We start from the raw sequence: 26596 nt of genomic DNA on the forward strand, positions 1-26596 counted from the left end.
GGAAACTGACGAATCGCCCGTGACGCTTTTGAGCCTGCACGATAGTGTTTCACACGTATGGGTTTTGGGAGTTACGACGAGTCCGAGCAGGGCTCGCAGGAAATCGACACAGACCTGGACGAGGACACCGTCGACGGCCGTGATACCGACCACGACGGTGAGGTCGACTTCGAGAACGGGGCATCGAACGATGAACTCCTCGATCGCTTGCAGGACATCAAAGACGAGACGTGAAGCCAGGGGCGCGCGCGGTGGGGGTCGCCGAGTCCTACACCGGCGACGCGAGCACCCTCGCGGGCGTGGTCGCGCGACGCGACAGAGCCGTCGAATCCGTTTCTTTCGGGCAGTGTACGGTCGGTGGGAGCGACGCCACCGTCGGCGTCGGTGACGTCGTCGAGTCCCTCGAGCGACCGGACGCGCGCTACGTCCTGGTCGCTGGTGTGGCGCTCGCGTGGTACAACCTCCTCGACCTCGACGCGCTCCACGAGCGACTGGACCGGCCGGTGCTCGCGGTGACGTTCGAGGCGAGCGAGAGCCTCGAACCGGCGCTCAGGGACGCGTTCGACGGGGACGCGCTCGACGCGCGACTCGACGCGTACCACGCGCTGCCGGCACGCCGCGCCGTCCGCGTCGCCCGCGACGACGCCAGTGTCGAGGGGCGCAGCGACGTCGTGTACGTTCGCGCGGTCGGTATCGGCGACGAGCACGCCGCCGAGGTCGTCCGCGCGTTCACGCACGAGAGCGGCCGGCCGGAACCGGTCCGCGTCGCCCGCGAGGTTGCGCGCGCCGGCGACGCCCTCCGTCGCGGCGACTAACCGCGTCCGCCGGCCGCGGTCGCGTCGACGACCAGGGGCGAAACCGTTAGGAGCGTGCCCCACCGCGGAGTGCACATGAGCGACGACGACGCGGTCGCGTTCGAGGGCGCGACCGTCACCGCCTGCACGCGCTGCCCGGAACTCTGTGACTCGCGGTCACGCATCGTGAACGGCGTCGGCCCCGACGACGCCGCGCTGTGTTTCGTCGGCGAAGCCCCGGGCGCGAACGAGGACGAACGCGGCGAGCCGTTCGTCGGCCGGTCGGGGGACGTCCTCGACGACGCACTCGGCGACGTCGGGCTCCTCCGCGAGGACGTCCGCATCACGAACTGCGTGCGCTGCCGGCCGCCGGACAACCGCGACCCCAGGACCGACGAACTCGCGAACTGCCGCGACCATCTCGAACGCGAACTCGACGCCGTCGACCCCGACGTCGTCGTGACCCTCGGGAAGGTCCCGAGCCAGCACCTCTTAGAGCGCGACGTCGCCATCACGAGCGAAGCCGGCGACGTCCACGACGTCCGCGTCGGCGACCGCCAGTTCCGCGTCGTCCTGAGCGTCCACCCCGCGGCGACGCTCTACGACCGCAGTCAACGCGATACGTTCACCGACGCCATCGCCGAAGCCGCGGCGCTCGCGGGCGTCGAGAGAGAAGGAAGCGGCGGGCAGTCCCGCCTCGGCGAGTTCTGAGTTACGACCGACCGAGCCAGCGATCGCCGTCGAACAACCGCTTCAGTGCAGCGAAGAACCCGTCACCGGTGTCCTCCTCCGGGCGGAGTCGCGACCGGAGCCGCGAGGAGAACAGCTCGACGCTGATGACGATGACGATGACCATGAAGATGCCAGCCGCAGCGCGACTGAACGCGAGCTGCGCGAGCTGACCCTTGATGTACTGGCCGAGGCCACCCGCGCCGACGACACCCAGCGAGATGGCGATACGGACGTTGATCTCCGTGATGTAGAGTGCCCACGCGATGAACGACGAGAACACCTGCGAGAGCATCCCGAAGCTGATGACCTGCGAGCGGTTCGCGCCCGTCGAGGAGATCGCCTCGATGGGGCCCTCCTCGACCTCCTCGAGTTCGTCCGTGAACAACCGACCCATGTTCCCGATGGTGTCGGTCGCGATGGCGAACATCGCGGACAGCGGCGTCGGCCCGAACACGGGGATGTAGAACAGCACCCAGACGATCGCGGGGATCGCGCGGATGGTGCTCATCGTCCCGCGGAACAGGAAGTTGAACGGGAACGGCGTCACGCGCTCACTCCCGAGCACGCCGAAGAACAGCGCGAGCGGGAACCCGACGACCGTCCCGGTGAGGCCGACGATGATCGTGACGACGCTCGCGCCGACGATGCTCGTCCCCTCGTTGCGTCCCATGACGGCGTCGACGAGCGACCCCGGGTTCGCGAGGCTTCCGAACAGCCCGCTCCACCCGTCGAGTTGGTTCTCGGAGGAGTACAGCGTGAAGAACCGGAAGTCCGGCGTCGCGAAGTTGAACATGTTTTCGAGGAACACCGGGAACTGCCGGACGACCGCCGCCAGCGTGAACCCGAGGTACGCCAGGCCCGCGCCGGTCGCGGCGAGCACGCCGACGACCAGGCCGAGCATGAGGAACCGGCGGATGCGCTGTGCGCGCTCGATCTCCATGAGCCGGTCCTTGATGCGCTGGGACGTGTCCGCTTGCGTCCCGCCCATCTCCACGGACGCGCTCTCTTCGCTCATTGTATCGCCTCCTGGGTGGCCGCCGAGGCCTCCTCGTCGTCCTCGTAGTAGATCTCGTCGACGACGTCCATCGTCAGGTCGTCCTTCCCGCCGTCGAAGACGACGCGGCCGTCGCGCAGCCCGATGTAGCGTTCACCGAACTCGCGCGCAAGTCCGACCTGGTGGAGGCTCGCGATGGTCGTGAGGGTGCGTTCTTTCGCCGCGTCACGCATGTACCCCATCACTTCCTCCGCGGCCTTCGGGTCGAGGCTCGCGACGGGTTCGTCCGCGAGCATGAGGTCGGGTTGCTGGACGAGTGCGCGCGCGATGCCGACGCGCTGTTTCTGCCCGCCGGACATCGAGCCCGCGCGCTGCTGGGCTTCGTCGAGCAAGCCGACGGTGTCGAGCGCTTCGAGCGCGTTCACCTTGTCGGGCGTGTCGTACCACGTGAGGAGACTCCGGACGAGGTCCTCGCGGCTGAGTGCGCCCGTCAGGGCGTTCTTGTACGCGCTCATCGACTCGACGAGGTAGTGCATCTGGAACACCATGCCGATGTCGCTGCGTCGCCCACTGAGCTTCCGGTCGCCCATGTACACGCCGCCTTCCGTCGGCTCGGTGAGGCCGTTCAGGATGCGTAGCAGGGTCGACTTCCCTGCACCCGAGGGCCCGAGGAGCACCACGAACTCGCCCTCCGGGATGGTGAACGAGGCGTCCTCGAGCGCCACGGTATCCCCGTAGCGTTTTGTCAGGTTCTCTACGTTAATCGCTGGCATTGACTAAATATTCGTGAAGAACGGTTAGTTGCTTTCGAACTCGACTCGATGAATCGCCGTTCAGGCGGAGTCCAGCAGGTCGGTGCTGAGGCCGAGCGAGTTCGCGACGTCGATGACCGGCTGGTAGGTCTCGAGGCTCGCGGGACGGACGCCCGAGAACCAGAGGTCGTCCTCGGTCTTGTCCTCGGGAGTCTCCGAGTTCGGCATGCCGTTCGCGCCGAGGTACATCGAGTCGGGCGCGTCCTTGAGCGCGTTCACGAGCGCGTTCTTGTTCTCCTCGGAGAGCTCGGGGCTCGTCACCATCGGCGCGCGCGGGATGCCGTTCTCGTTGTAGTCCTTCATGTAGTCCGCGATCGGGCGGACACCGTCGACGTAGCCGTCGTCACCCTGCGTGATGAACTTCCCGACGGCGGCGGCGTCGGCCTGGCCGTCCTGGAGCGTCTTGAACGCTTCCGCGTGCCCGGACCACGTGCCCGTGAAGTCCGCGCCGTTGTCGCTCGAGGGCGCTTCGCCGACCTTGAGGCCTTCCTCCTTCAGCATCCAGAGGGGGTAGAGCGAGCCGGACGCCGACGTCATGTCCGCGAACGCGATCGTCTTGCCCTTGAGGTCGCTGACGGACTCGATGTCGGAGTCCTCGCGGACGACGATGACGCTCGTGTACTTCCAGGAGCCGTACGCCTTCCGCTGGAGCGCGATGTTGGCCTTGTCGGCCTTGACGCCGAGGGCGGCCGCGAACGGACCGGTCTCGGCGATGTCGGCGGACCCGGAGCCGAGGCCCTGGAGGACCGCGGAGTAGTTCGACGCGTACTGGAGTTCGACGTCCGCTTTGTCGCCGAGCTCGCTGTTGAGGTGCTCTTTGACCGGGCCGTACTGCTTCATCATGTAGTTCTGGGGCTCGGTCGGGCTCATCATGAACTGGACCGTGCCGTCGTTGTACGGCTGGCTGCCGAAGCTACCGATGCAGCCCGCCATGCTCGTGAGGCCGAGGGCCCCCGCCGTGCCTGTCGCCTTGAGGAAATCGCGTCGACTTGCCATTGCGAATCAATTCATAGTTCTTGATTATGACCTTAAGTTTTCCTAATCGTTCTATGTAGAACTATGTAGAACAAAAATAAGACGGCGGCCAGTTCTCATGTTAAACCGTCCTGCGGTATCTGCGGGACGGATGGTAACCAGTTGCGGGATTCGACGGAGGATTCGAAAGTCGCCTCCGTTCCGTCGGGGAGTTCGCCCCGCCGCGGAGAGCGAGTCCGCGAGCGAACAACTCCGGCTATTGAGTCCTCAACTGTAGGACCCGAACAGGTCGAACGTGGTGTCGAAGTTCGACGTGACGGGGATGGCGTCGTCGCCGTTCAGGTTGTTCGAGTAGTCCGTGACCGCGGCGCCGAGGCGGAGGTCGGTGCCGAGCGCGCTCGCGAGGTCGTTGAGTGCGGTCGCGTCGCCGTTGGCGGCACCCATGAGGACGACGGCGCCGCCGTTCGCCGCGAACGACTGGACGGCGTCGACCTCGGCGGTCGTGAACCCGCTCGCGGGCGTGGTGACGACGAGCGCACGACCCGTGGAGAGGTCGGCGTTCGCGAGGTCGTTGCGCTGCTCGAACCCGAGGTCCTGGCCTTCGAGGTACCGCTGGTAGTACGCGGCGTCCTCGCTGGAGAGCGCGGCGTCGGACCCGAACTGGCCGTGGCCGCCGTCGACGAGGACGTTCCCCGTGGTGGCCGCGAGCGAGTCGACGAGGTTCGTGAGGAACGGGAAGTTCCCGTAGTCGCTCGTGTCGACCGCGTACCCTTCGTCGGCCTCGTAGGTCTCGTCGATGACGAGGCCGCCGACCATCGCGACGTTGTTCGCGGCGTCCACGCCGACGAGCGCGTTCGCGCCGTCCGCGTCCGTCACGGGCACGCGACTCGACGAGAGCGAGCCGTCGCTACTCGTGACGGCGGCGGCTTGCGGGAAGAACAGCTCGTCGACGCTCGCGTCCCGGATCTCACTGGAGGCGTCCGGGTTCGCGTTCGCCCAGACGCCGAGGTCGTTCGAGCGCGCGGCCTGCTCCGCCGCGAGGAACGCGTCGTGCTTCGCGAGACTGGAGCCGTACACGCGAGCGTACCCGTCCTCGATTATCTGCTCGTTGTAGAGGGTGTCCCGGGAACCGTCGCCGGTCGCGTCGTACTTGACGTACGCGAGCAGGCGACCGAACGGGTCGGTCTTGCCCTCGTTGTCGTCGTAGAATATCTCGACGGTGTCGCCGACGTCGAACGCGTCCTCGGCGTACTGCGTGCCCTCGTCGCCCCACGTCGCGAGGTAGTCGAGCGAGTCGATGCCCTCCCACTCCGGGGGGCGTTCGGCGTCCTGGTTGCTCGCTTTCTCGGCGGTGTCGATGCCGAGCACGCGGATGCTCTCGGTGGAGCCGTCGTCGAACTGGACGTCGAACGTGTCGCCGTCGCTGAGCGCGTCGATGGTGACCGTTGTCGTGTCCGGGCCGCCCGCGCTCTCGACCGTAATGCTGACCGTGGCGTCGTCGGTCGCGCCGTCGTCGTCGGTGACGGTGAGCGTCGCGTCGTAGCTCCCCGCGGTGTCGTAGGTGTGCGTGGGCGTCGCGCCGGTCGCGGTGGCGCCGTCGCCGAACGTCCAGTCGTAGCTCGCGATACTGCCGTCGGCGTCCGTCGAGCCACTGCCGTCGAAGGCGACGCTCGTCCCGGGTGCGACGGTGGTGTCGTCGGCGCTCGCGCTCGCCGTCGGCGCCTCGTTCCCGTCACCGCCGTCGCCGCCGTCACCGCCGTCACCGTCGAAGTACGGGAAGTCGGTGACGAAGACGTCCGTCGTCGGCTCGTAGGACGCCCCGGCGTTCTGCTCGTCGTCGTAGACCTGGTCGTCGTTGAACTGGAAGACTGTCCCCACGCGCTCGCAGATCTCGTCGAGTCGCTGGGTGGCGTCGTAGTCGTTGTAGTCGGACTGGTCGTGGAGGAACAGCGTCCCGCCGTCGGCGACGAACGCGGCGAGCGCGTCGAGTTCGCCGTCGGTGAGGTACTCGCCGGGCGCGGTGACGACCGCGGCGTCGGCGTCCGCGAGGTCGTTGTGGAGGTTCTGCGTTGCCTGGACGTCGAAGCCGTCGCTCTCGGCGGCGGCTTCGAACTCGCTGAACTTCTCGAGCGTCCAGTACTGGCCGTTGGATTCGTCCCAGAGGACGGTTCCGGAGCCGACCTCGGCGTTCCAGACGTCGAGGAGGAACTGGAGGTTGTCGTACTCGCCGGTGAGCGAATCGTCGTCGACGAGCGTCGAACCGAACGCGACGACGCCCTCGTCGACCGCCACGAGGGGAATCTGGCGGGAGTCCCAGTACTCGAAGGCGTCGTAGTCGTAGTCGGCGTCGTCGTTGGTCGCGGTGTCCTCGGCCCACACGGGGACGTACGCGTCGTCGGTGAGCGGGCCGCCGTCGGCGCGGTAGAACGAGCCCGACGAGTGGAATCGGAGTCGCGAGATGGTGGATGCGGATTGGTGCCCTGCCTTCGCGGACGCCGACCCTGCGAGGGCCGTCGCCGCGGTGAGTTCGATGAAGCGTCGTCGACGCATCGTCCTACGATGGATAGAGACGTTAATTAAAGTCTTCTATGTTCAATATATAGCCTTGGAAACTAACGTAAATAATCCGAAGGGAGTTGGATGCCATCGGTCGACGCCCGCGATACCAGTGGATTCCCCGAGTGCACCCCGAAGGCGCGCGGTTCGACGACCCCCTGCGCCGCCGCCTCCAGTAGCGTCACGGCAGATGGGGCCGGATGGGAAACCCGTATGCCTCGGCGGCGTCGAGAGTGACCCATGAGCCAGCAGTCCGCGAGCGCAGACCGCACGGACGCCGCCGTCGCCGACGTCGCCGTCGTCGACTACGGGCTCGGGAACCTCCGGAGCGTCACGCGCGGCCTCGAGCGCGCCGGTGCGACGGTCACCATCACGGACGACACCGACGCCATCCGGAACGCGGACGGCGTCGTCCTCCCGGGCGTCGGCGCGTTCGGCGAGGGCATGGAGAACGCCGGGCCGTTCCGCGACACGCTCCGCGAGGTCGCGGAGTCGGACACGCCCCTGTTCGGCATCTGTCTCGGGATGCAGATGCTCCTCACGTCGAGCGAGGAAGCCGAGAAAGCCGGGCAGGGCGACGCGAAAGGCCTCGACCTCATCCCCGGCACGAACGAGCGGTTCGCAGCCGACCTCACCGTGCCGCACATGGGGTGGAACGAACTCGACGTCCAGCGCGACCACCCCATCGTCGACGGGGTAGACGGCGAACACGCGTACTTCGTCCACTCCTACTACGCGGTACCCGACGACGACGACGCCGTCGTCGCCACCACCGACTACGGGCACGACTTCGCGAGCGTCGTCGCGAACGACGACGGCACCGTCTTCGGCACCCAGTTCCACCCCGAGAAGTCCGGCGAGACCGGCCTCCGCATCCTCCGGAACTTCGTCGACCTCTGCGTCGACGACTGACCAGCTCGAAAGCCTGGCGACCCCGTCAGAATCGCTCCTTGTATATCTCGCCGTACGCCTGCCGGCGGAGCGTCCCGACCGCGGCGTCGCGTTCTTTCTGGAACGTCGCCGCCACCGCTTCCCCTGCGAACGGGGCGACGTGCCACGCGACCGAGTCGACGTGCTCGCTCCCGCGCTCGACGACCTCGCCGTCGAACTCGTCGCGCCACGCCTCGTACTCGTCGCGCGAGCCGACGCGGACCTCGAGCTCCGCGGCGAACAAGACGTCGCGCGCGGTCTCGACGACGTCGCCCGTGACGCGCTCGCGGTACTCCTCGCGGTCGAACGCCATCGCCTTCGCGACCTCCTTCACGACGAGCTGCGCGGTCGGCCCGACGGACTCGTAGGCCTCGCGCGCCGCCGACTCGGTCTCGGGCGACAGCCTCCCTTCGACGTCCATACGCGAGCGTTCCGGCGTCGGGAACTACTCGCTTTCGCTTGAGGCGTCCTCGGCCGCGTCCGCGTCGCTCGCGTCCGCGCCGTCGTCCCTGCTCGCGTCCTCGCCGTCCTCGTCGAGCCCGTACATCTGCTCGGTGAGTCGCTGGGCTTCCTGCATCACGCCCGCCGCGTCCTCGGTGAGGTCGCCGCGGCCGCCGGCCGGTGCGTCGCTCGCACCACCAGCGCCGCTCATCCCGCCCGCGCCGGGGCCGCGATGCCCGCTCTGCTGGGCGAGCTCGTCCTCCAGTCGCCCGCCGTGGTCGTGGCTCGCGTGGTCGTCGTCCTCGAGTTCGGGGACGTCGACCTCGGGAACCGCCTCCGCGACCTTCGGCGCGAGCGACTCGGGGTCGTCGTCGCCCCAGTCGGGGACGTGCTCGTCCAGCCACGACTCGTGGCCGTCGCCGCGGATGACCGCGGTGAACGCGAGGTGGTTGGCGAGATGCTCCGCGTCGGTCTCGGGGTTGTCGCACACCGGACAACGGTACGCCATCGGCTTATCGCAGGCGCTACGCGGACAAAGGGGTTCGGGACTCGCGTGGCCACTCCACCGCGTCGCCGCCGCAGTCAGTCCGCGCTGTCGGTCGCGTCGCCGCCGCGGTCAGTCCGCGTCGTCGGTCGCGCCGTAGTCGCGGTCGCGACGCCCCCAGTCGTCGAGGCCGCGCACCATCACGAACGCGTCCGTGCCGTCCTCGTAGTAGCCGCCGACGCGCCGGAGCGTCTGGAACCCGAAGTCCTCGTAGAGGTGGATGGCGGCGTCGTTGCCCTCGCGGACCTCGAGTTTCACGCTCGTCGCGTCGCCCTCCGCGAGCCGCGTCAGCGCGTGCGCGAGCAACCGCCGACCGTAGCCGTGCCCGCGGCGCTCGGGGTGAACCGCGAGGTCCTTGACGTGCCCGAACGCTCGCCCGTGGTTCGGGACGACGTCGGCGACCACGTACCCGACGACGGCGTCGCCTTCCTCGGCGACGAGGAACCCGGGTTCGTCGAGGAACCGGTCGAACACCTCGTACGGCCACGGCTGCGGGAACGACGCCTTCTCGATGCGGTAGATGGCGAGGAGGTCCGCGCGCTCCGCCGGTCGGATCCGCGACCTGCCGTCGTCGGGGAGGGGAGCGGTCGTCGTCACGCCTCCCGATTGGTCGCGCTCGCGTATCAATTCTCGGGGTGCCCGCCGACGCGGTCGATGCCGGCGTCGGCGGCGAGGAGCGCGCCGACGGACGCGACGACGCCCGCGAGCTGGAGTGGCGTCGTGAGGAGGCCCAGGGAGACGATGAGCGTCGTCGCACACGCCGGGGCGTGTGAGACGCCGAGCGCGCGCATGCCGAACGTCGTCGCTGCGACCGCGAGCGCACCCGCCACGCCGAGGCGGACGGTCGCGAACGCACCCGGCGGCACCGCGGTCGTGACGACGTGCCCGCCGGCGAGCGCGTGGTACGCGAGCGCGCCCGCGGCGACGCCGACCGCGTGCCCGCCCAGCACCACCCGTCCGCTCGGTGGGTCGTCGGCGGTCGCGAGCACGTACGCCGACGGCCCGAGACTCGGGAACACGAGCGGGACGCCCGACAGGAACGCGGCCGCGGTCGACACGAGCAGGAGGACGCCAGCGCGAGCGCTCCGCGCCAGTTCCAGCGTCCGCGCACCCACGGAACCCCGCGCCATTGCGACATTCGAGCGTACCCGAGGGTTTCAGCGTGACGCTCTCGGACGACAGGTCGTCCCGGAGTCGATTCACTCCACCCGGCCGTTGCCTCGAAGTCGATTCACTCCACCCGGGTTGCCTCGAAGTCGATTCACTCCACCCGGGTTGCCTCGGAGCCGATTCACTCCACCCGGGTTGCCTCGGAGCCGATTCACTCCACGCGGAAGCCGTCCCGGAGCGGGTCGGTGGGGTCGCGGACGAACTCGCTGCGGCCGGTGACGTGCGCGCTCCCGGTGACGCGCGGCACGACCGCGTCGACGTCGCCGACGGTCGTCGTCGTGACTATCTCGCCCGTGAACGTCGTGCCGAGGATGCTCTCGACGACCAAGGGGTCGCCGACGTCGAGCGCGCCGCGGGCGTGCTGGATGGCGAGCCGACCGCTGACGCCAGTCCCGGTCGGCGACCGGTCTATCTGGCCGTCCGCGAACACGCAGACGTTCCGGGAGTCGGCGTCATCGCCGTGGGCGGGGCCGCGGAAGATGGTCCCGTAGACGTACTCCAGGTCGTCGTTCTTCGGGTGGTGGAGGTCGACCGCGTCCGCGACCGCGCGCTTGACCGCCATGCCCGCGCGCTCGATGGCGTCCGCGTCCGCCGTCGTCAACGACAGGTCGAACCGGTCGGCGTCGCAGTACGCGTAGAACGCACCACCGTACGCGACGTCGACCGTCACCTCGCCGTACCCGGGGACGTCCACCGTCTCGTCGAGCGCGTGCGCGAACGACGGCACGTTCTCGAACGAGACGGCGGCGACGCGACTGTCTGCTTCGACTTCCACGGTCGCGGTGACGAGGCCCGCGGGCGTGTCGAACCCGATGGTCTCGGTCGGCGGCGTGGCGTCGACCATCCCGGTCTCGACGAGGACGACGCCGAGCGCGACGATACCGTGCCCGCACATCGTACTGTAGCCGTCGTTGTGCGCGAACAGCACGCCGACGTCGCCGTCCGCGGAGGTTGGCTCGGTGAGGAGCGCGCCGTACATGTCGCGGTGACCGCGCGGTTCCAGCATCAGCGCGGTCCGGAGGTCGTCGTGGTTCGCGACCGCGTCCCGTCGGCGCGCGAGGATCGTGTCGCCGTCGAGGTCGGGGAACCCGTCGACGACGACGCGGAGCGGTTCGCCCGCGGCGTGCGCGTCCACCGTCTCGATCCGCACCCAGTCCTCGGGGAGCCGTGGATTCCAGTTCATCCGTCCGAGTCCCCCTCGAGCAGGCGTTCGTCGAGGTAATCGAGCAGCATCGTCTCCACGTCGCTCGTGTCCACGCCGAGACTCACGCGGCGGTTGTGCGCGCCCGTGAGCGCCGTGGCGACGAACGTCGCGACCGCGTCCGCGTCCACGTCCCGCCGGAACCGCCCGGTCTCCTTGCCCTCCTCGACGTTCGACCGGACGACGTCGTGCAGCAGGCGGTCGAACCGCCGGAGCGACGCCTGGAACGCCTCGTCGTACGGCGCCTGGCTCTCTATCTCGAGTATCGCGACGCGGAGCTCCTCGCGGCCGTCGTCGTCGTCGTGGTAGACGGTGCGGACGACCTCGCGGAGGCGCTCGCCGGGGTCGTCGCCCGCGATACTCGCGAGTTCGGACTCGAAATCGTCGTAGAGGAACTCGAGGAACGCGACGAGGAGGTCGTGCTTCGAGTCGAAGTGATAGTGCAGCGTCGACTTCGAGAGGTCCGTGCGGTCCGCGATGTCGACCATGCGGAGGTCCGCGTACCCGCGCTCGCAGAGCGCCTCGAACGTCCCGCGCATTATCTGCTCGATCGCCTCGGGACTCTCCTCGTCGGCGTACCTCTCACTCATACTGACCGACTAGTCAGTCGACGGGCTTGAAGCTTCCCGCCGCCGCGACAGTTACCGCGTCGAACAGAGACACCGCTCGGTCACCGCACTGAAAGAGAGAGGAGAGATATCGCGTTCGACGACCGCTCAGTCGTCGGCCGGGGACGCGCCGCTCGCACCGTCGCCGGCGCGCTGCTTCGTCCACGGGAGCTTCCCGCCGACCGCGAGCATGTCGCGCTCGCGCTGGGACGCGTCGAGTTTCGCCGTGAACTCCCAGTCGTCGTTCACGCTGACCGTGAACTCCTCCTGGCCGGACTCCACGCCGTCGCGGATGTCGTCGACCACGGAGAGCTCGTCGCCCTGCTCGATCTGCTCGTAGTCCTCCGCGTCGATGCGGAACGGCGCGATACCGAAGTTGAACAGGTTCGCCTTGTGGATGCGCGCGAAGCTCTGCGCGAACACCGCGTCGATACCGAGGTACATCGGGCACATCGCCGCGTGCTCGCGGCTCGACCCCTGACCGTAGTTCTCGCCCGCGACGAGGACGCCACCGTCAGCGGCTTCGGCGCGCTCGGGGAACGTCTCGTCGATCCGCGTGAGCGTGAACTTCGAGTACTCCGGGATGTTCGACCGGTACATCAGGGCGTCCGCGTTCGCGGGCGTGATGTGGTCGGTCGTGATGTTGTCCCCCATCTTCAGGAGGTTCTCACCGGAGAGCTCGGCGTCGAGCTCGTCCTTCAGCGGGACGTCCTTGATGTTCGGGCCCTTCACGAGTTCGTCGTCGACGGCCTCGTCGGGCGCGATGAGGTCCGTCTTCGAGCCGTCGTACTTGTCGGGGAGCTCGAACCCGGGGTCCTCGAGGTCGCCGAGTTCGTCGGCGAGGTCGCGCGGGTCGACGATCTCGCCCTTGATCGCCGCCGCGGTGGCGACCTCCGGCGAGCACAGGTAGACGGAGTCGTCGTCGATACCCGAGCGACCCTCGAAGTTCCGGTTGAACGTCCGCAGCGAGACGGAGTCGGACGCGGGCACGTGCCCGATGCCGATACACGCCCCGCACGTCGCCTCGGAGAAGTTCACGCCGGCCGCCATCATCTCGGCGACCCAGCCGTCGCGCGCGAGCATCTCGCTCGCCTGCTTGCTGCCGGGTGCGACGATCATCTCGGTCTTCATGTCGACCTCGCGGCCCTCCAGCATCTTCGCGGCCGGGAGGATGTCGCTGTACGCACCGTTCGTACAGGACCCGATCATGACCTGGCTGACGTCGACGCCCTCGACCTCGCGGACGGGGACGATGTTGTCCGGCATCGACGGCTCCGCGATGAGCGGCTCGATGTCGGAGAGGTCGACGACGATCTCGTCGTCGTACTCGGCGTCCTCGTCGGGACCGATCTCGACGTAGTCCTCCTCGCGGTCCTGGCGCGCGAGGTAGTCCTTGGTCGCCTCGTCGGTCGGGAAGATCGAGGACGTCGCACCGAGCTCGGTGCCCATGTTCGTGATGGTGGTGCGCTCCGGTACGGAGAGCGTCTCCACGCCGGGGCCGGTGTACTCGAGGACCTTCCCGACGCCGCCCTTGACGGTGAGGCGTCGGAGCATCTCGAGGATGACGTCCTTCGCGGTCGCCCACGCGGGCAGCTCGCCTTCGAGCCGCACGTTCACGACCTCGGGCATCTCGATGTAGTACGGCGCGCCACCCATGGCGACCGTCACGTCGATACCGCCCGCGCCGATCGCGAGTTCGCCGAGCCCACCGGGCGTGGGCGTGTGCGAGTCCGACCCGAGCATCGTCTTGCCGGGCGCGGCGAAGTTCTCCTTGTGGACGTTGTGACAGATGCCGTTACCGGGGCGCGAGAAGTGCGCACCGTAGGTGCCTGCCGCGGACCGAAGGAAGCGGTGGTCGTCCGTGTTCTTGAAGTCGAACTGGTACGTCTGGTGGTCGCAGTACTGCGCCGCGATCTCCGTCTGAACCTCGTCCAGTCCCATCGCCTCGAACTGGAGCCAGACCATCGTCCCCGTCGTGTCCTGCGTGAGGACCTGGTCGATCTCGATCCCGATCTCCTCGCCGGTCTCGAGCTCTCCCTCGACGAGGTGGTCGTCGAGGATTTTCTCGGTAAGTGTCTGTCCCATAGCGTTCAAACGTCCGCGACGACCGACCTTAAAACCCGCGAGTTAGTTGGGGGAAAACCATGAGGAACCGGCGTCGCCGGCCCCTGATTCGTGCGAATCTTGCCAGCGAACTGGACGAGCGTTCACGCCCCCGCATCGGGCGCCCCAGGAGCGACGGCCGGGGTCGTGACCGCGACTCGGAAGCTACATTCCCCTCGACGGAGACCGCCCGGACATGTACAGAGACGGGTCGTTCGTGGCATCGCACGTGGAGCCGACGCGAGAGGACCAGCACCAGCCGAACGGCGTCGACCTCACCTTGGAGGCGGTGTTCGAGCAGCGCGAACCGGGCCGCATCGGTCGCGAAGGGAAGGAGATCGGCGAGCGGCAGGCGCGCGAGCCCGAGACGGTCGGTGAGAGCGCGGGCGAGACCGACGTCGAGGCGAGCGACGACGCGGGCACGTACTACCTCGAGGAGGGGTCGTACGTCGTCCGGTACGGCGAGACCATCTCCATCCCGGAGGGGCACGTCGGGTTCGTGTACCCGCGGTCGTCGCTCATGCGGAACTCCTGCATGCTGAACACCGCGGTGTGGGACGCCGGCTACACCGGGAAAGGCGAGGGGCTCCTGCAGGTCCATCACGACGTCGAACTCGTCGAGGGCGCGCGTATCGCGCAGCTCGTGCTCGCGGAAGCGGAGCACGACGGCGAGTACGACGGCACCTACCAGGGCGAGAACCTCTGACTCACGAGGACGAGAACCGCTAAGGGACGGCCGCGAAGGCGGTCAGGGGCAGACGGGTTCGTCGTCTTCGGTCTCGGGGATCGTGATCTGGCCGACGTCGTCGTAGTCCGTGTAGTTCATCTCGAGGTCGACGGTCGTGGTGCGGCCCTGTTGGACGAACGTGACGTGCATCGTCGTGCGGAGGAGGTTGCGGTCGTCCTGCGAGACGTACTGGGTGACCGTCGCGTTCCGCACCGTGACCTCGCTGAGGTCGACCGAGGAGTCGTTCGCGACGACGCGCTTGAGCGCGTTCACGTTCGGCCGTATCTCGACGACGTACGCGGTCTCGCCGCGAACGGTCTGGTTCTCCAGAAGGGCCGCACTGGTACCGGTCGCGTTCAGGAGTTCGCCCTGGGACTCGACGGAGAGCCCCTGGTTCCAGACGCCGGACACGGACGTCGAGTTCCATCCGGACTCGGTGCTGCTGTCGCGCCAGCAGCGCGTGTCGTCGACGACGTACACGTCGGTGAACTCCTTCGAGCGCGTGGTGTTCGTCAGGACGGACTCGGTGACGTCCATGTAGAGGCGTTCGCTCGTGTGGTTCACGGTCCCGTCGGCGGTCATGTTCACCTCGTTCTGGCCGAACGCGACGACCTGCGTCATCGTGAAGTTGTACGCGGACACCGACTGCATCTCGGAGACGGCGTCGGTGGCGATGGCCTCGGCCTGCCCGTCGTCGGCGGCGTCGTCACCGAGGAACGGGAGGTTCGTGGCCCCGCACCCGGCGAGGGAGACGGCGAGGACGAGCGCGAGAGCGACGCGAGCGTGCGTGGAGCCGGACATCAGTTGCCCGAGCCTAGCATGGGGGTGGTTACGACCTTTTTGGTCCGCGGCCGGCGTCGGCCGCGGGGTCGAACGCCGTGGTCGACCGCTCAGGGGTCGGTGAGCGTGACGTCGTCGAACCCAGCGAGGGTGCCGTCGGCGGCGCGGGAGGCGGCGGCGTCCGCGTCGACGAACCCGGCGCCGGCGTTCGCCGGCGTGTACCCGTCGCTCGCTTCGTACGCGGTCGCTTCGATCGTGTTCAGGACGTCCATCGGAGCGGGGTCGCCGTGTCCGTTCTGGCGGTAGGCGTCGACGACGAGCGCGGCGATGCCGGCGGTGACGGGACAACTCATGCTCGTGCCGCTGATCGTCGCGTAGTAGACGGACTGCGAGGACGCGGTCGCCTTGAGCGCGTCGGCGGGCGACATCGTGGAGTTCACCTGGTTCCCGGGGGCGGCGACGCCGTTCCGGTAGACGCCGACCGAGCCGGTCGCGGTCGAATCGTCCGCGTAGTGCGATTCGAGGTTCGCGAGCGCGGTCTCGCGGTCGTAGTTCGCGTCGGTCGACGCGGCGCGGCCGCGCGACGAGAAGTCCGTCACGGTCTTCCCGTCGGTGGTCGCGGCGACGGAGAGGACGTGCGGCGCCTTCGCGTAGTCGTTGAGCGTGTCGGTACTCGGTCCTGAGTTCCCGGCGGAGATGACGGGGAGGAGTCCCGAGTCGAACGCGGTCCACGTCGCGGTCTCGAGCGTCCCGTCGGGGTTGTAGTCGGCGGCGCTCGCGGACCCGTAGGAGTTCGAGACGACGTCGACGCTCCCGGCGTGGTTCGCGAGGAGGTGGTCGTACGCTGCCGCGGCCTTCAGGATACTGATGGCCGCACCCGAGGAGTAGACGGTGAGGTCGACGCCGGGCGCCATCCCGGAGTCCTCGCCGTTTGCCGTGCCGTCGCCGGCGATGGTCCCCGAGCAGTGCGTGCCGTGGCCGACGTCGTCGGAGTCGAGCGGGCCGACGTCAGTCCAGAGCGTCGGCGACCCGAGCGGATTCCCCGCCCACTGGTAGTTGTGGACGGCGGCGTCTAGGTCTGGGTGGTCGCCGTCGAGGCCGGAGTCGACGACGGCGACGTGCGCGCTCGACCCGTCGTACCCCAGGTCGCTGCGGACGACGTCGACGTCGGTGACGTCGCGCGCGTCGGCGTTGTGGTAGTCGAGTTCGCGGTTCGCCTCGACGAACCTGACTGACTCCCAGTCGGCGACGGTCGCTATCTGCGAGCCCGTCAGGACGGTGTACGCGACGGGGAGGACGTCGAACGCGAGGTAGCCGTCGGCGAGGGCGAGCGCGTCGAGGTGGTCGATGGCGCTCGAGTCGTCGAAGACGACGAGCGCCTCCTGGAGCGCGTCGCTGTCGCGGTCGAGCGCGTCGTCGATCGGGCCGCCGTCGGCGGCAGCTGCTGCGCCGGAGAGGCCGGCGAGCGCGGCGGTGCCGGCGAGGCCGGCGGTCGTCTGGAGTACGGTGCGTCTGTCGAATCGCGCGGTCTCTCGTGTCATCGGAGTTGAATCGCGAGTGCTGGGTTCGGTCGCGGTCGAAGGGGTTGGTCAGCGTCGCCGCGTCGAGCGGTCGTACGTCGTTACGTGCTCGCGTCGAGCGGTCGTACGTCGTTACGTGCTCGCGTCGAGCGGTCGTACGTCGTTACGTGCTCGCGCCGAGGACGACGTTCGTGTCGCTCGTCCCGGAGACGGCGACCCAGCCGGTCGCGTCGTCGGGCTTCACCTCGGCCGGGCCGAACGTGTACGCGTTCGAGGTCAGGCCGCCCTCGGGGGCTTCGGCGAAGTACGTCACGGTCGTGTCGCTGTCGGCGGCCGCGGTCGGCTCGAAGTAGACGTACTGGACGTCGCCGGCGTCCTCGACGTGCGAGACGTCGTCGCTGTACTCGGTGAGGACGTCCCACGCGGCGGGGACGACGTCGCGGAACTCGCTGTCCGCGCTCGGGTTCACCGAGAGGTCGACCTGGTTCGTCTGCCCGCCCGTGAACGCTGACCCGTCGTCCGTGCGCGTCCCGGAGACGAAGAACCCGGCCTCGGCGTCGACGGAGAGCGAGCAGTGCGCCTGCACGTCGTAGCCGTTCACCGCGCCGGGGACGTTCACGAGCTTCGCGACGACGTAGAGCGTCCGGTCGTCGCTGTCACGCGGGATGGAGACGGTCGTACTCGCCGACCCCTGGAGGCCCTGCGCTCGCGCGAGGACGTTCGGCTCGCCGTACTCGGCGGGCTCCTCGGCGTCGTACACGAACACGTCGACGTGCGGCGCCTCCTCGGCCATGCCCTTGTTCCCGCCGCTGTAGTAGTCGAACGACAGGTCGACCGAGACGGTGCCGGGACCGGCCTGGACGTAGCCGGCGACCGCTCGCGAGTCCTCGGGCAGGTTCAGGCCGAGCGTCGCGTCCACGGTCGCGTCCGCGACGTCGCGCGTCACCGCGTCGACCGCCGCGTCCGGGTTCACGCGCCCGTACCCCTCGTAGGGGTCGCGGCCGCCGAAGTCGTACGTCGGCGCGTGCGCCCGATGCTTCCCGGCGGCCGTGAACGGCGTCTCGCTCGCGGTCGCCAACAGCACCTGCTTCAGCCGGTAGACGTCCTCGAGGTCGGCGTCGTCGGGATGCGGGAGCGCGATGCTCGCCGGCGCGTCCTCCTCCATCGCCTGCGAGACGAGGCCGGCGACGCCCGTCGTGAACGGCGTCGCCATCGACGTCCCAGCCTTCCCCGTGTATCCAGCGATCGGGTCCTGTTCGTCCTCGGGCGTGTCCGGCGCGCCCGTGAGCGCGGCGTCGACGACGTCGTCGAGCTTGCCGCCGGGCGCGGAGACGTCGGGCTTCATGTACACCGCGTCGTCGTCCTCGTCGAGTGCGCCGATACCGCCGGAGGAGTACGCGGCGAGCCCGTCGAGCGGCCCGGTCGCGCACACCGAGATGCACTCCTCGGCGATGGCCGGCGAGCCGTTCCCGTTCGCGGGCGTCGCCGCGTTCCCCGCCGCCGCGCACGTCAGGACGCCCGCCTGGGCGATGTCCTTGATGCCGCCGGGGATGGTGTCGAGGACGCCGCCGACGCTCCCGAGCGGGAGGCCGCCGACGTACCCCCAGGACATGTTCACCGCTCGCACGTTGAAGAGGTCCGAGAAGGCCTCGGCGTGCTTCGCGAGCTGGCCGGTGGGCCCGGAGAGCCCCTGGAGGCCGACGAGGCTCTGGTCGGGCGCGACGCCCGTGTGGAGCCCGGTCGGCGTGCCCGTGCGGTCGCCGTTCGTCTCCGCGGGGTCCTCGAACGCGCCGACGCCGACCGCTTCGACCGTCGCGGTGGACGCGAGTTCGCCCTCGGCGGCGCGGACGATGACGGTGTACGTCCCCGTCTCGGTCACGGGCGTCTCGGCGACCGCGTGGTCGTTGACCGCGGAGTCGCTCGTCGCGCTCGTCGCGTCGAGTTCGCGGCCGTCGGGCCCCTCGATGAGGACCTCGATGGCGGTCCCGTAGACGGCGCCGAAGACGCCGGTGTCGGCGTCGGCGTCGACCTCGTACTGGCGGGTGTCGCCGAGCGCGAGCACCTCGCCGGGCTCCTCGTACGTCGCGGTCTCGGGGTCGACGCTGCTCGCGCGACCCGTCCCGGTCATGATGGACGCGCAGTGCGTGCCGTGCCCGTTCGGGTCCCGTGGCTGGTTGTAGCTCCCGTACCGCGGGCCGGGGTCGTACCAGCCGACGGTCTTCGGGGCGGCCGCGCCGGAGCCGGCGTCCTCGAAGACGACGCTCGGGTCGGCAGCCTCGAACGACCCCGACTGCTCGTAGTACGTCGCGGTGATCTCGTACTCGCAGGTGACGTTCAGCCACGTCTCGACGACGAACCGGTACTCGCCGCCGCCCTCGACGTAGCGATCTATCTCCTCGGGCTGGCTGCCCTTCGTGGAGGCAGCGACGCGCTCCCAGTCGCCGTCGACGCGCCGGTCGAGGTAGAGTTCGAGGTCCTCGCCGTTGCCCTGGACGTCCTCGGGCGTCCACGTCATCGTGACGTCGATGCCCTCGGCCTGGTCGCTGGTCGTGAAGACGTGCTCGTTCGTGCTCGGGTTCGCGAACGTGCCCGGACCCATGGTTCCGGAGAACGCTTCGCCGGCGTCGAGGTCGGTGCGTTCGCGTTCGCTCGTCGGGATGACGACGTCGCCGTCGCGGACGACGGCGCGGACGCCGTTCCACGGGCCGAGGTCGGGGTGGCGAGCCTCGACGCCGGAGTCGGTGAGCGCGACGGTGCGGTCGGGGCGGCCGCGGTACCCGCGGTCCCATACCTTCGCGGCTTCGCGCGTTCGCCAGTTGCTGTACGTCGTGTCGACGTCGCTCGCCGCGGCGCTGGTCGCAGCATCGGTCGCGGCGCTCGCGGAACCGGACGCGACCGCTGCGGCCGCCAGCGCGGCCGTACTCGTGAGGAACGTTCGTCGTGTCGTCCCGGAGCTCTCGTCTCCGAGTCCCGTGTCATCGTTGCGCATGACGTACCCTGGAGACTCGACGGGATGGAAAAGGAGATTCACACAAACCCGTCCAAATATGAGAGACACTCACTAGCACGAACCGATGGCGGCCACCATCGCGAACGGTAATAATTGCAAACTTACTTGGCCAGCGGCGGCTAGCCATGCGTCAACGTGACATCGGTCGCTCGCACCAGAGACGCCGCAACGACGGCGCTCGCGCTCCTCGCCGTCGCACTCGTCCTCCTTGCGCCTCCCGTAGCGACCGCCACCGACGCCACCACCGTTCCCGACAACACCACCGACGACGGCCTCACCGGCAACACCACCGACACCGTCGACAATACGACCGATACCGTCGACAATACGACCGATACCGTCGACAATACGACCGATACCGTCGACAACACCACCGACGGCACCATCGACAACACCACCGACGACACTGTCGACAACACCACAGACAGCACCACCAACCCCGACAATACGACCGATACCGTCGACGACACCACCGACACCGTCGACAACACCACCGACGCCATCGACAATACGACTGACGGCACCGTCGACAACACCACCGACACCATCGACAATACGACTGACGGCACCGTCGACAACACCACCGACACCATCGACAATACGACCGACGGGACGCTCAACGACACCACCGGGAACGCGACGAGTGACGACCTCGCCGGCAACACCACCGTCGGCAACGCCACCGGCGACGGCTTGACGAACGAGACCACCGCCACGGTAGGGGACGCGTCCGACTCGGTCGCGAACAGCACGACGGGCGCCACCGGGAACGCGACGGACGCGAACGCGAACACCACCAGCAGCATCACGGACACGACCGAGAGCGTCACGGACACGACCGGGAGCGTCGCGAACACCAGTAGTTCCCTCGCGAACGAGACGATAGCAGGCGTGACCGCGACCGTGGAGACAGCAGGGATGCGGTCGCTTGCCGGGACGGTCACGGACCTGTCGACCGCGACGGTCGAGGGCGTCCTCGAGGTCTCGACGATGTCGAGCACCGGCCTGCTGTCGGGCGTCGTCGCCGGAACGACGACGAGTACGACCGGACTCCTCGACGGCGCCCTGGAGGCGACCGACGGGGCGACCGACGCGCTCGACGGAAGCGACGGCGGTGCCGGCGCCGGCGGCGCTGGTGGCAGTGACGGCGGCAGCGGCGCCGGTGACGGCGACGCCGCGAGGTCCGAGACGGCAGGCGGCGGCGAGCAGGCCGCGCTCGCGGACACCAACGACCGCGGTGCGCTCGGCGACACCAGCGGTGACGGCGCCGACGACGGCCCCGGCGCAGGCGTCGGCGGTGGCACGGGCGCGACCGACGAGACCGACCCGGGACTCGTGGGCATCGACGGCCCAGCCGCGACCGCGTGGTACGGCGCGCTCCCCGGCGGCACCGCGACCGCGTTCGCGCTCGCGACCCTCCTCGCGACCGCCGGCATCGGGACCGCGACGACCGCCAGCGCCAGCGCGCTCGGCGCGACCTCGCCCACGCCACTCCGGGCGCTCGCGAGCACCGCGCGCCGCGAACTCGAGGACCGACTACACCGCATCCCCGGCGTTCCCGTCTACAAGTACAGCCGGTACGACGACAGCGACCCGCTCGAGCACGACGTCCGCGACAACGCATACGAGATCATCGACGACGACCCCGGCATTCATCTGTCCGCTGTCGCCGACGCGACCGACGCGTCGCTGTCCACCGTCCGCCACCACCTCCGCGTCCTCGAGGACGAACGACTCGTGCACAGTCGGAAGGTCGACGGCCACCGCCGGTACTATCCAGTCGGGAGCGAGCACGAACCGCTCCGGGACGCACTGAAGGACCCGACGCGCGCCGCGCTCGTCCGCGCCCTCCACGACGACGGCCCCGCCCCCAACGGCGACCTGGCGGACGCACTCGACCGGGACCCCAGCACCGTCACGCACCACCTCCAGAAGCTCGCGGACGCCGGCGTCGTCGAGCGGACGCGCGACGGCCGCCGCGTCGTGAACGCGCTCACCGCCGACGCCGCCACCGCCCTTCCACCGCGTCAAGGCGACGACGACAGCGAACCCGCGACCCGCGACGTCGACGCACCGACACCCGCGGACGACTGACGGGGACGTCGAGGCGCGCAACGCCGCACGAAGAGAGCAGCCTCGAGCTACACGTCGAAGTAGCGGTCGGCGTGCGCCCCGCACCCGGGGTTGAACGCGTGCCCGCACGCCGGGCACTCGTGCCCGCAGTCCAAGTACGTCGCTATCGAGAGGACGGTTTCGCACGCGCCACAGAGGACCGCTGGCGCGTCGAAGCGCTCGCGCGGCCAGCGGGTCGCGTCGTGGTCCGCGACCGCGTCGTGGCACGCGTGACACGGATAGAACTGCTCGCAGCACGCGAACCGTATCGCGACGACGTCACGGTCCGTGTCGTAGTGCGCGCACCGCGTCGCCTCGTCTACGGCGACACCGAACACCGCGACGCCGCCGACGACGCAGCGTCCGTCGGCGACGCAGCCGCCATCGCCGTCGCTGTCGCCGCCCGCGCGGTCAGTGGTCACGGCGTCCGTCGACGGGACGCCAGCGTCCTCGGTCATGACTCTCGACTCCGAGCGCCGTCAGCCTACGTGTTGCTGTTCTCCTCCTCGGCGAGCGTCTCCTCCGTCACCGTCTCGCGGATGAGCGTCTCCATCCCGCGGCGCAGGCGCTCGGACGCCGCCTGCCCGGAGATGTTCATCTGCTGGCCGAGCTCCTGGAGGGTCGTCTCCCGCGGGATGTCGAAGTAACCGACCTGGACGGCGCGCGTCAACAGGTCTCGCTGCGGGTCCGTGAGCGCGATCTCGTCCCCGGACCCGGAGAACGGCTTGCTGTATATCGAGTCGACGTCCACCGTCAGGTCGACTGCGGCGCACGCCTCCCGGAACTCGTTGAACGCGTCCCGGGTCGGGAACAGCATCTTCACCGTCCAGCCGTCGCCGTCCGTCTCCCCCTTCAGGAAGACGCCGTCGGAGTCGATCGCCGCCTCGTAGATGTCGACGTCCGGCTGGTCGAGGTCGTAGTGCACGCGGTAGAGGCGTTCGTCGCCGTTCTCCGCGATCAACCGCGAGTCGGTGATCGTCTCGTCGACGCCGAGTCCCGTTTCGAACGACTCGAAGTCGCCTTCCGACGCCCAGAAGACACTCCGGAGCGGTATCGAGGATGAGGAGTCCACGTGCTGGACCGCCACCTGCATCCCCGGCGCGTGCTCGAGTGCTGTCGACAGGACCTGGGAGTCGAGATGGAACTGTACGAACATCCTATGCTTGGGCAGGTGTCGAGATGTACATCGTATATTCCCCCGTATCAATCAAGGTCTTCAAATCCATTCACGTTTCTAATCCAGCACTTTATATCGGTACTGCCTGCATATGCAGGTTCGAGCGGGTTTCTCGGCCGTCGGTGGTGAATGCAAGTGCTGCCGGAACCTGACGGTCTCGTTCGGCCCCTCGACGGGGCGAATCGCCAGACTCCGGTTCGAGGCTTCGAGACTGCGTCTCGCGGCCACTCCGGTACTTTCCATCAGCCCTCGATGCAGACCATCTCCATCCACTTTCTAGACAGGTTTCTCTGTAGAGGGGTCTCGGTCGAGTGCGCGCGAGCACCGTCGTTCCCCACGGGGGTTTCGACGGGGTTCACCGGGCGAGCGGCCGGCATTCGGACGACGTTCCCTCCGCGGCGAGCACCCGGTCGTCGCGACCAGGGGTCATTCGAGGACGGCGTCGAACGACTCGACGCGCCGCTCGCCGTCGCGATACCGCTCCAGATAGTACCGGACGCCGGGCTGATGGGCTGCGCCGACCACGAGGTGGACGTCGCCGAACTCCCGGCACTGCGCCGACGCGTCGTCGTCCGCAGCACCCGGATCGCCCGGCTGCATCCCCTCGGCGTCACCCGTCTCCCCGGTCGTCGTTCCGTCGGCGTGGGCGACCGCGTAGTCGGCCATCCGCGCGTTCCGGGCGTGCGTGACGAGTTCGAGCTCGGGGTCGTGGCGCCGCAGCCACTCGCGTTCGAGCGGTTGCGGGAGGAACGCGCACTCGTAGTACCGCTGGAGGCGCCAGAGCGCGCTGGGGTCCTCGGCGGCGCGTTCGCGCAGTCGGAACGACGCGAAGTCCGAGCCGGTCGCGTGGTCGGCGTGACTCCGGAAGAACTCGCTGGCGACGCTCCCGACCGCGCGCTCGAACCGCCGCCCGAACCGGTCGCCGCTCGCGTCCACGAGCGAGAACGCCGCCTCCCGGAACTCCGAGGCGAGGTCCCCGACGTCTTCGGCGAGCGAATCGAACGGGTCGCCGTCGACGTGCGATTCGATGCCGCGCCGCTGGCACTCGCGGAGCGCCCACCGATAGTCGTCCATCCCACACACGCCCGGGACGTCCCGGAAGTACATCCCGCGGATGCCCTGCTCGCAGTACACGGTCGCGCCGGCGTCGAGGAACCCCCGGACGTGCTCGCGGAGGAACTCGCGCTCCGCGTCCGTGTCCGCGTGCGTGATACCGTGGACGTGCACGGACCGCTCGCCGACGCGAACCGTCGCGCCCGGCACCCGAGCACCGGCCTCGACGACCTCGTCGACGCCGTCGAGCTCCCGGCCGCGGAGCCGGCGCCACGCGTCCTTCGCCGCGAAGTACGCCTCGTGCTCGGCCGCGGCGTCCACCACGTCGGCGAGCGCGGAGAGCGACCCCGCCGCCCGGATGGCGGCGAGTCGCTCCCGACCCGCTCGCGACAGCTCGGTCATGCAGTCGTGCTAGTACGTGGCACCCCGATAAGTGGCTAGCGGCCGCGCGTCCCCCGCGTCCAGCCGACGCCATCGCACGTGCCACGTTCCCCGCTTCCCCGCCGGTTATGGCGCTCCCGCGCACACCACCACGCGTGGCGCTCTCCGCACCGCTCGACGTCGTCGCACTCTCGCTCCTTCCAGCAGTCCTCTGGGGGTTCACGCCCGTCATCGAGAAGCGCGCGCTCTCCGACGGCGGCACGCCCCTGCAGGCGTCGCTCGTCGTCGTGCTCGCGGACTCCACCATCTACCTCGCCGCCATCGCCCTCCTCGAACCATCGCCGTTCCGCGGCATCTCCGTCGAGACGCTCGCCGTGTTCGCGCTCGCCGGCGCCACCGGCACCGCCCTGGGCCGCATCGCCATCTTCGCCGGGAACCAGCGCGTCGGCGCCAGCATCTCCAGCGCCGTCCTCTCCGCACGCCCACTGTTCGCCACCGCGCTCGCCGTCGGCTTCATCGGCGAACCCCTTTCCGCCCCGACCGCCGTCGGTATCGCCGTCCTCGTCCTCGGCCTCGGCGTCCTCGCCGTCGCGAAAGGCGGTGACATCGAAGGGTGGCAGCCCCAGGACCTCCTCGTGCCGCTCGCCGCCGCGGCCGCGTTCGCCGTCGGGAACGTCGCGCGCCGCTACGGCCTCCAGCTCGGCGACGCCAGCGCACTCGAAGCCGTCGCCATCAACGAGCTAGCCGCGCTCGTCGCGCTCGCCGCGTTCCTCGCCGCCACCGGCCGCCGCGACGTCCTCCAGAAACCACCGCGCACCTACGTCGTGTTCGCCGCCAGCGGCACCATCACCGCCGTCGCCCTCCTCAGCATGTTCACCGCGCTCGCCCACCCCCAAGGGCGAGTCGCCGTCGTCGACCCCCTCGTCGCCACCGCACCCCTCTTCACCATCGCCTTCTCCGCCATCTGGCTCCGTGACCTCGAACGCGTCACGAAAGGCGTGCTCGCCGGCGTCCTCCTCGTGGTACTGGGCGCCGGACTCGTCACTGGCGGCCCCACAGTACTCGACGCAGTCAGCTGAATCGCCGTCGACCCGGACCGTCCCCCAAACCCGACGACGTCGGAGGAGTGAATGCCGAGAACGAGGAAGAGCGCCGCGCCGTGGCCCGCGAACGCTTCCGGGTGCTGCCCGACTGCGGCCGGCGACTACTCGTCGTCGACCGACACGTCGAGTTCCGAGAGGTGGGCGTCGACGGTCTCCGTCGAGAGCAACTCCACTGACGCCGTCGACGCGTCGACAACAGACACGTCGAAGACGCCCGGGCGAACCGTCTCTGTCAACGGTGCGAGCGTCTCCAGCGCCAAGTCGACGCCCTCGTCCAGACTCATCGACTCCTCGTGGCGCTGTGCGAGCGACTCGCGAGCGGCCTCCGCACCGTTCCCGATACCCGTCGCCGTCCACTCGTACGTCGTCCCCGACGGGTCGATACTGAACAGTCGCGACTCCCCGTCGCGAACGCCGCCCACGAGTAGCGCCGCACCGAACGGCCGATAGCCGCCCGTCTGCGTGCGCTCCTGGATGTACTCGCTCAGGAGGTCGGTCAGCTCCGCGACCGAGATCGGTCGGTCGAACTCGAACCGGTTCTCCTGCGCATCCCGACGGCAGACGTCGATGAGGTGTCGCCCGTCCGCGACGTGGCCTGCACTCGCGACAGCGATGTGGTCGTCGACGTAGTGCGTCTTCTCGATGCTCTCCAGGACCACCAGCGGCGAACGAACCCGGCGGGACGCAGCGAGCACGATGCCGCTCTCCGTCCGCAGCCCGACGCTCGTCGTCCCACGTTTGACCGCCTGTCGGGCGTACTCGACCTGATAGAGGCGGCCGTCCGGCGAGAAGATAGTGCTCCCCCGGTCGTACGCCTGATGTCGGTTATCCTCCATGTAGCCGCCGTTTACAATACCCACTACAATAAATATT

General features: G+C 69.0%; 25 protein-coding genes. 7 read left to right on the forward strand and 18 right to left on the reverse strand.

What is annotated here, in order from left to right:
* Nucleotides 1–57 precede the first annotated feature (57 nt).
* From VYJ16_RS03105 to VYJ16_RS03115, 3 genes are all read left to right on the forward strand, one after another.
* Nucleotides 58–234, forward strand: a complete 177-nt coding sequence (locus VYJ16_RS03105) for a DUF5786 family protein (RefSeq protein WP_227132143.1) — start codon at nt 58–60, stop codon at nt 232–234.
* Nucleotides 231–815, forward strand: a complete 585-nt coding sequence (locus VYJ16_RS03110; protein ID WP_336348850.1) for an endonuclease dU — start codon at nt 231–233, stop codon at nt 813–815. The genes VYJ16_RS03105 and VYJ16_RS03110 overlap by 4 nt, the downstream gene beginning before the upstream one ends.
* Before the next feature lie 75 nt (nt 816–890).
* Nucleotides 891–1505 carry a uracil-DNA glycosylase gene (locus tag VYJ16_RS03115; RefSeq protein ID WP_336348851.1) on the forward strand — a complete coding sequence of 205 codons (615 nt, stop codon included), beginning with the start codon at nt 891–893 and terminating at the stop codon, nt 1503–1505.
* Between the two features lies 1 nt (nt 1506).
* Here VYJ16_RS03115 and VYJ16_RS03120 read toward each other — a convergent pair whose 3' ends face one another.
* The 4 genes from VYJ16_RS03120 to VYJ16_RS03135 form a co-directional block, all read right to left on the reverse strand.
* On the reverse strand, nt 1507–2541 hold the full coding sequence (locus VYJ16_RS03120; RefSeq protein WP_336348852.1) for a PhnE/PtxC family ABC transporter permease: 1035 nt from the start codon (nt 2539–2541) through the stop codon (nt 1507–1509).
* Nucleotides 2538–3293, reverse strand: coding sequence for a phosphonate ABC transporter ATP-binding protein (locus tag VYJ16_RS03125; RefSeq protein ID WP_336348853.1), 756 nt, complete (start codon nt 3291–3293; stop codon nt 2538–2540). Before VYJ16_RS03125 ends, VYJ16_RS03120 begins: the two co-directional genes overlap by 4 nt.
* 60 nt (nt 3294–3353) lie before the next feature.
* The gene (locus VYJ16_RS03130) at nt 3354–4328 is read right to left on the reverse strand and encodes a substrate-binding domain-containing protein (protein WP_336348854.1); all 975 of its coding nucleotides are present in this window, start codon (nt 4326–4328) and stop codon (nt 3354–3356) included.
* A 246-nt stretch (nt 4329–4574) separates the two neighbouring features.
* Nucleotides 4575–6857, reverse strand: coding sequence for a DUF4350 domain-containing protein (locus VYJ16_RS03135; RefSeq protein ID WP_336348855.1), 2283 nt, complete (start codon nt 6855–6857; stop codon nt 4575–4577).
* 246 nt (nt 6858–7103) lie between these two features.
* Here VYJ16_RS03135 and hisH point away from each other — a divergent pair, with 246 nt between their 5' ends.
* Nucleotides 7104–7775, forward strand: a complete 672-nt coding sequence (gene hisH / locus VYJ16_RS03140; RefSeq protein WP_336348856.1) for an imidazole glycerol phosphate synthase subunit HisH — start codon at nt 7104–7106, stop codon at nt 7773–7775.
* A gap of 25 nt (nt 7776–7800) precedes the next feature.
* On the opposite strand, the gene VYJ16_RS03145 is transcribed toward hisH, so the two are convergent.
* The 7 genes from VYJ16_RS03145 to VYJ16_RS03175 form a co-directional block, all read right to left on the reverse strand.
* Complete coding sequence (locus VYJ16_RS03145; protein ID WP_336348857.1) at nt 7801–8214, reverse strand: DUF5809 family protein; 414 nt, start codon at nt 8212–8214, stop codon at nt 7801–7803.
* A 24-nt stretch (nt 8215–8238) separates the two neighbouring features.
* Nucleotides 8239–8742: a DUF5810 domain-containing protein gene (locus VYJ16_RS03150; RefSeq protein ID WP_336348858.1), complete on the reverse strand. Its 504-nt coding sequence runs from the start codon at nt 8740–8742 to the stop codon at nt 8239–8241.
* Between the two features lie 108 nt (nt 8743–8850).
* The gene (rimI, locus tag VYJ16_RS03155) at nt 8851–9375 is read right to left on the reverse strand and encodes a ribosomal protein S18-alanine N-acetyltransferase (protein WP_336348859.1); all 525 of its coding nucleotides are present in this window, start codon (nt 9373–9375) and stop codon (nt 8851–8853) included.
* Between the two features lie 26 nt (nt 9376–9401).
* Nucleotides 9402–9908 carry an HPP family protein gene (locus tag VYJ16_RS03160; RefSeq protein WP_336348860.1) on the reverse strand — a complete coding sequence of 169 codons (507 nt, stop codon included), beginning with the start codon at nt 9906–9908 and terminating at the stop codon, nt 9402–9404.
* Between the two features lie 191 nt (nt 9909–10099).
* Nucleotides 10100–11131: a proline racemase family protein gene (locus tag VYJ16_RS03165; protein ID WP_336348861.1), complete on the reverse strand. Its 1032-nt coding sequence runs from the start codon at nt 11129–11131 to the stop codon at nt 10100–10102.
* On the reverse strand, nt 11128–11739 hold the full coding sequence (locus VYJ16_RS03170) for a TetR/AcrR family transcriptional regulator (RefSeq protein ID WP_336348862.1): 612 nt from the start codon (nt 11737–11739) through the stop codon (nt 11128–11130). The genes VYJ16_RS03165 and VYJ16_RS03170 overlap by 4 nt, the downstream gene beginning before the upstream one ends.
* A 126-nt stretch (nt 11740–11865) precedes the next feature.
* Nucleotides 11866–13842 carry an aconitate hydratase gene (locus tag VYJ16_RS03175; protein WP_336348863.1) on the reverse strand — a complete coding sequence of 659 codons (1977 nt, stop codon included), beginning with the start codon at nt 13840–13842 and terminating at the stop codon, nt 11866–11868.
* Nucleotides 13843–14056: 214 nt separating this feature from the next.
* Here VYJ16_RS03175 and VYJ16_RS03180 point away from each other — a divergent pair, with 214 nt between their 5' ends.
* Nucleotides 14057–14566: a deoxyuridine 5'-triphosphate nucleotidohydrolase gene (locus VYJ16_RS03180; RefSeq protein ID WP_336348864.1), complete on the forward strand. Its 510-nt coding sequence runs from the start codon at nt 14057–14059 to the stop codon at nt 14564–14566.
* Between the two features lie 42 nt (nt 14567–14608).
* On the opposite strand, the gene VYJ16_RS03185 is transcribed toward VYJ16_RS03180, so the two are convergent.
* From VYJ16_RS03185 to VYJ16_RS03195, 3 genes are all read right to left on the reverse strand, one after another.
* Nucleotides 14609–15388 (reverse strand): hypothetical protein, encoded by a 780-nt coding sequence (locus VYJ16_RS03185; RefSeq protein WP_336348865.1) that lies wholly within the window; start codon nt 15386–15388, stop codon nt 14609–14611.
* A gap of 89 nt (nt 15389–15477) precedes the next feature.
* The gene (locus VYJ16_RS03190; RefSeq protein WP_336348866.1) at nt 15478–16908 is read right to left on the reverse strand and encodes a S8 family serine peptidase; all 1431 of its coding nucleotides are present in this window, start codon (nt 16906–16908) and stop codon (nt 15478–15480) included.
* A gap of 142 nt (nt 16909–17050) precedes the next feature.
* Nucleotides 17051–19876: a S8 family serine peptidase gene (locus tag VYJ16_RS03195; RefSeq protein WP_336348867.1), complete on the reverse strand. Its 2826-nt coding sequence runs from the start codon at nt 19874–19876 to the stop codon at nt 17051–17053.
* A 156-nt stretch (nt 19877–20032) separates the two neighbouring features.
* On the opposite strand from VYJ16_RS03195, the gene VYJ16_RS03200 reads away from it, so the two are divergent.
* Nucleotides 20033–21991, forward strand: a complete 1959-nt coding sequence (locus VYJ16_RS03200) for a metalloregulator ArsR/SmtB family transcription factor (RefSeq protein WP_336348868.1) — start codon at nt 20033–20035, stop codon at nt 21989–21991.
* Nucleotides 21992–22038: 47 nt separating this feature from the next.
* Here VYJ16_RS03200 and VYJ16_RS03205 read toward each other — a convergent pair whose 3' ends face one another.
* The 3 genes from VYJ16_RS03205 to VYJ16_RS03215 all read right to left on the reverse strand — a co-directional run bounded on the left by VYJ16_RS03205 (nt 22039) and on the right by VYJ16_RS03215 (nt 24641).
* On the reverse strand, nt 22039–22347 hold the full coding sequence (locus tag VYJ16_RS03205) for a CHY zinc finger protein (RefSeq protein ID WP_379761997.1): 309 nt from the start codon (nt 22345–22347) through the stop codon (nt 22039–22041).
* Between the two features lie 146 nt (nt 22348–22493).
* Nucleotides 22494–23165 carry a helix-turn-helix domain-containing protein gene (locus VYJ16_RS03210; RefSeq protein ID WP_336348870.1) on the reverse strand — a complete coding sequence of 224 codons (672 nt, stop codon included), beginning with the start codon at nt 23163–23165 and terminating at the stop codon, nt 22494–22496.
* 447 nt (nt 23166–23612) lie between these two features.
* A complete protein-coding gene (locus VYJ16_RS03215) occupies nt 23613–24641 on the reverse strand; it encodes a hypothetical protein (protein WP_336348871.1) in 1029 nt (342 codons plus the stop codon).
* A gap of 134 nt (nt 24642–24775) precedes the next feature.
* On the opposite strand from VYJ16_RS03215, the gene VYJ16_RS03220 reads away from it, so the two are divergent.
* Nucleotides 24776–25699, forward strand: a complete 924-nt coding sequence (locus VYJ16_RS03220) for a DMT family transporter (protein ID WP_336348872.1) — start codon at nt 24776–24778, stop codon at nt 25697–25699.
* 125 nt (nt 25700–25824) lie between these two features.
* Here the strand turns inward: VYJ16_RS03220 and VYJ16_RS03225 are convergent, their stop codons facing one another.
* Nucleotides 25825–26559 carry an archaeal proteasome endopeptidase complex subunit alpha gene (locus tag VYJ16_RS03225; protein WP_336348873.1) on the reverse strand — a complete coding sequence of 245 codons (735 nt, stop codon included), beginning with the start codon at nt 26557–26559 and terminating at the stop codon, nt 25825–25827.
* Nucleotides 26560–26596 lie beyond the last annotated feature (37 nt).

The organism is Halorubellus litoreus (assembly GCF_037081675.1).
Classification (GTDB): domain Archaea; phylum Halobacteriota; class Halobacteria; order Halobacteriales; family Natrialbaceae; genus Halorubellus; species Halorubellus litoreus.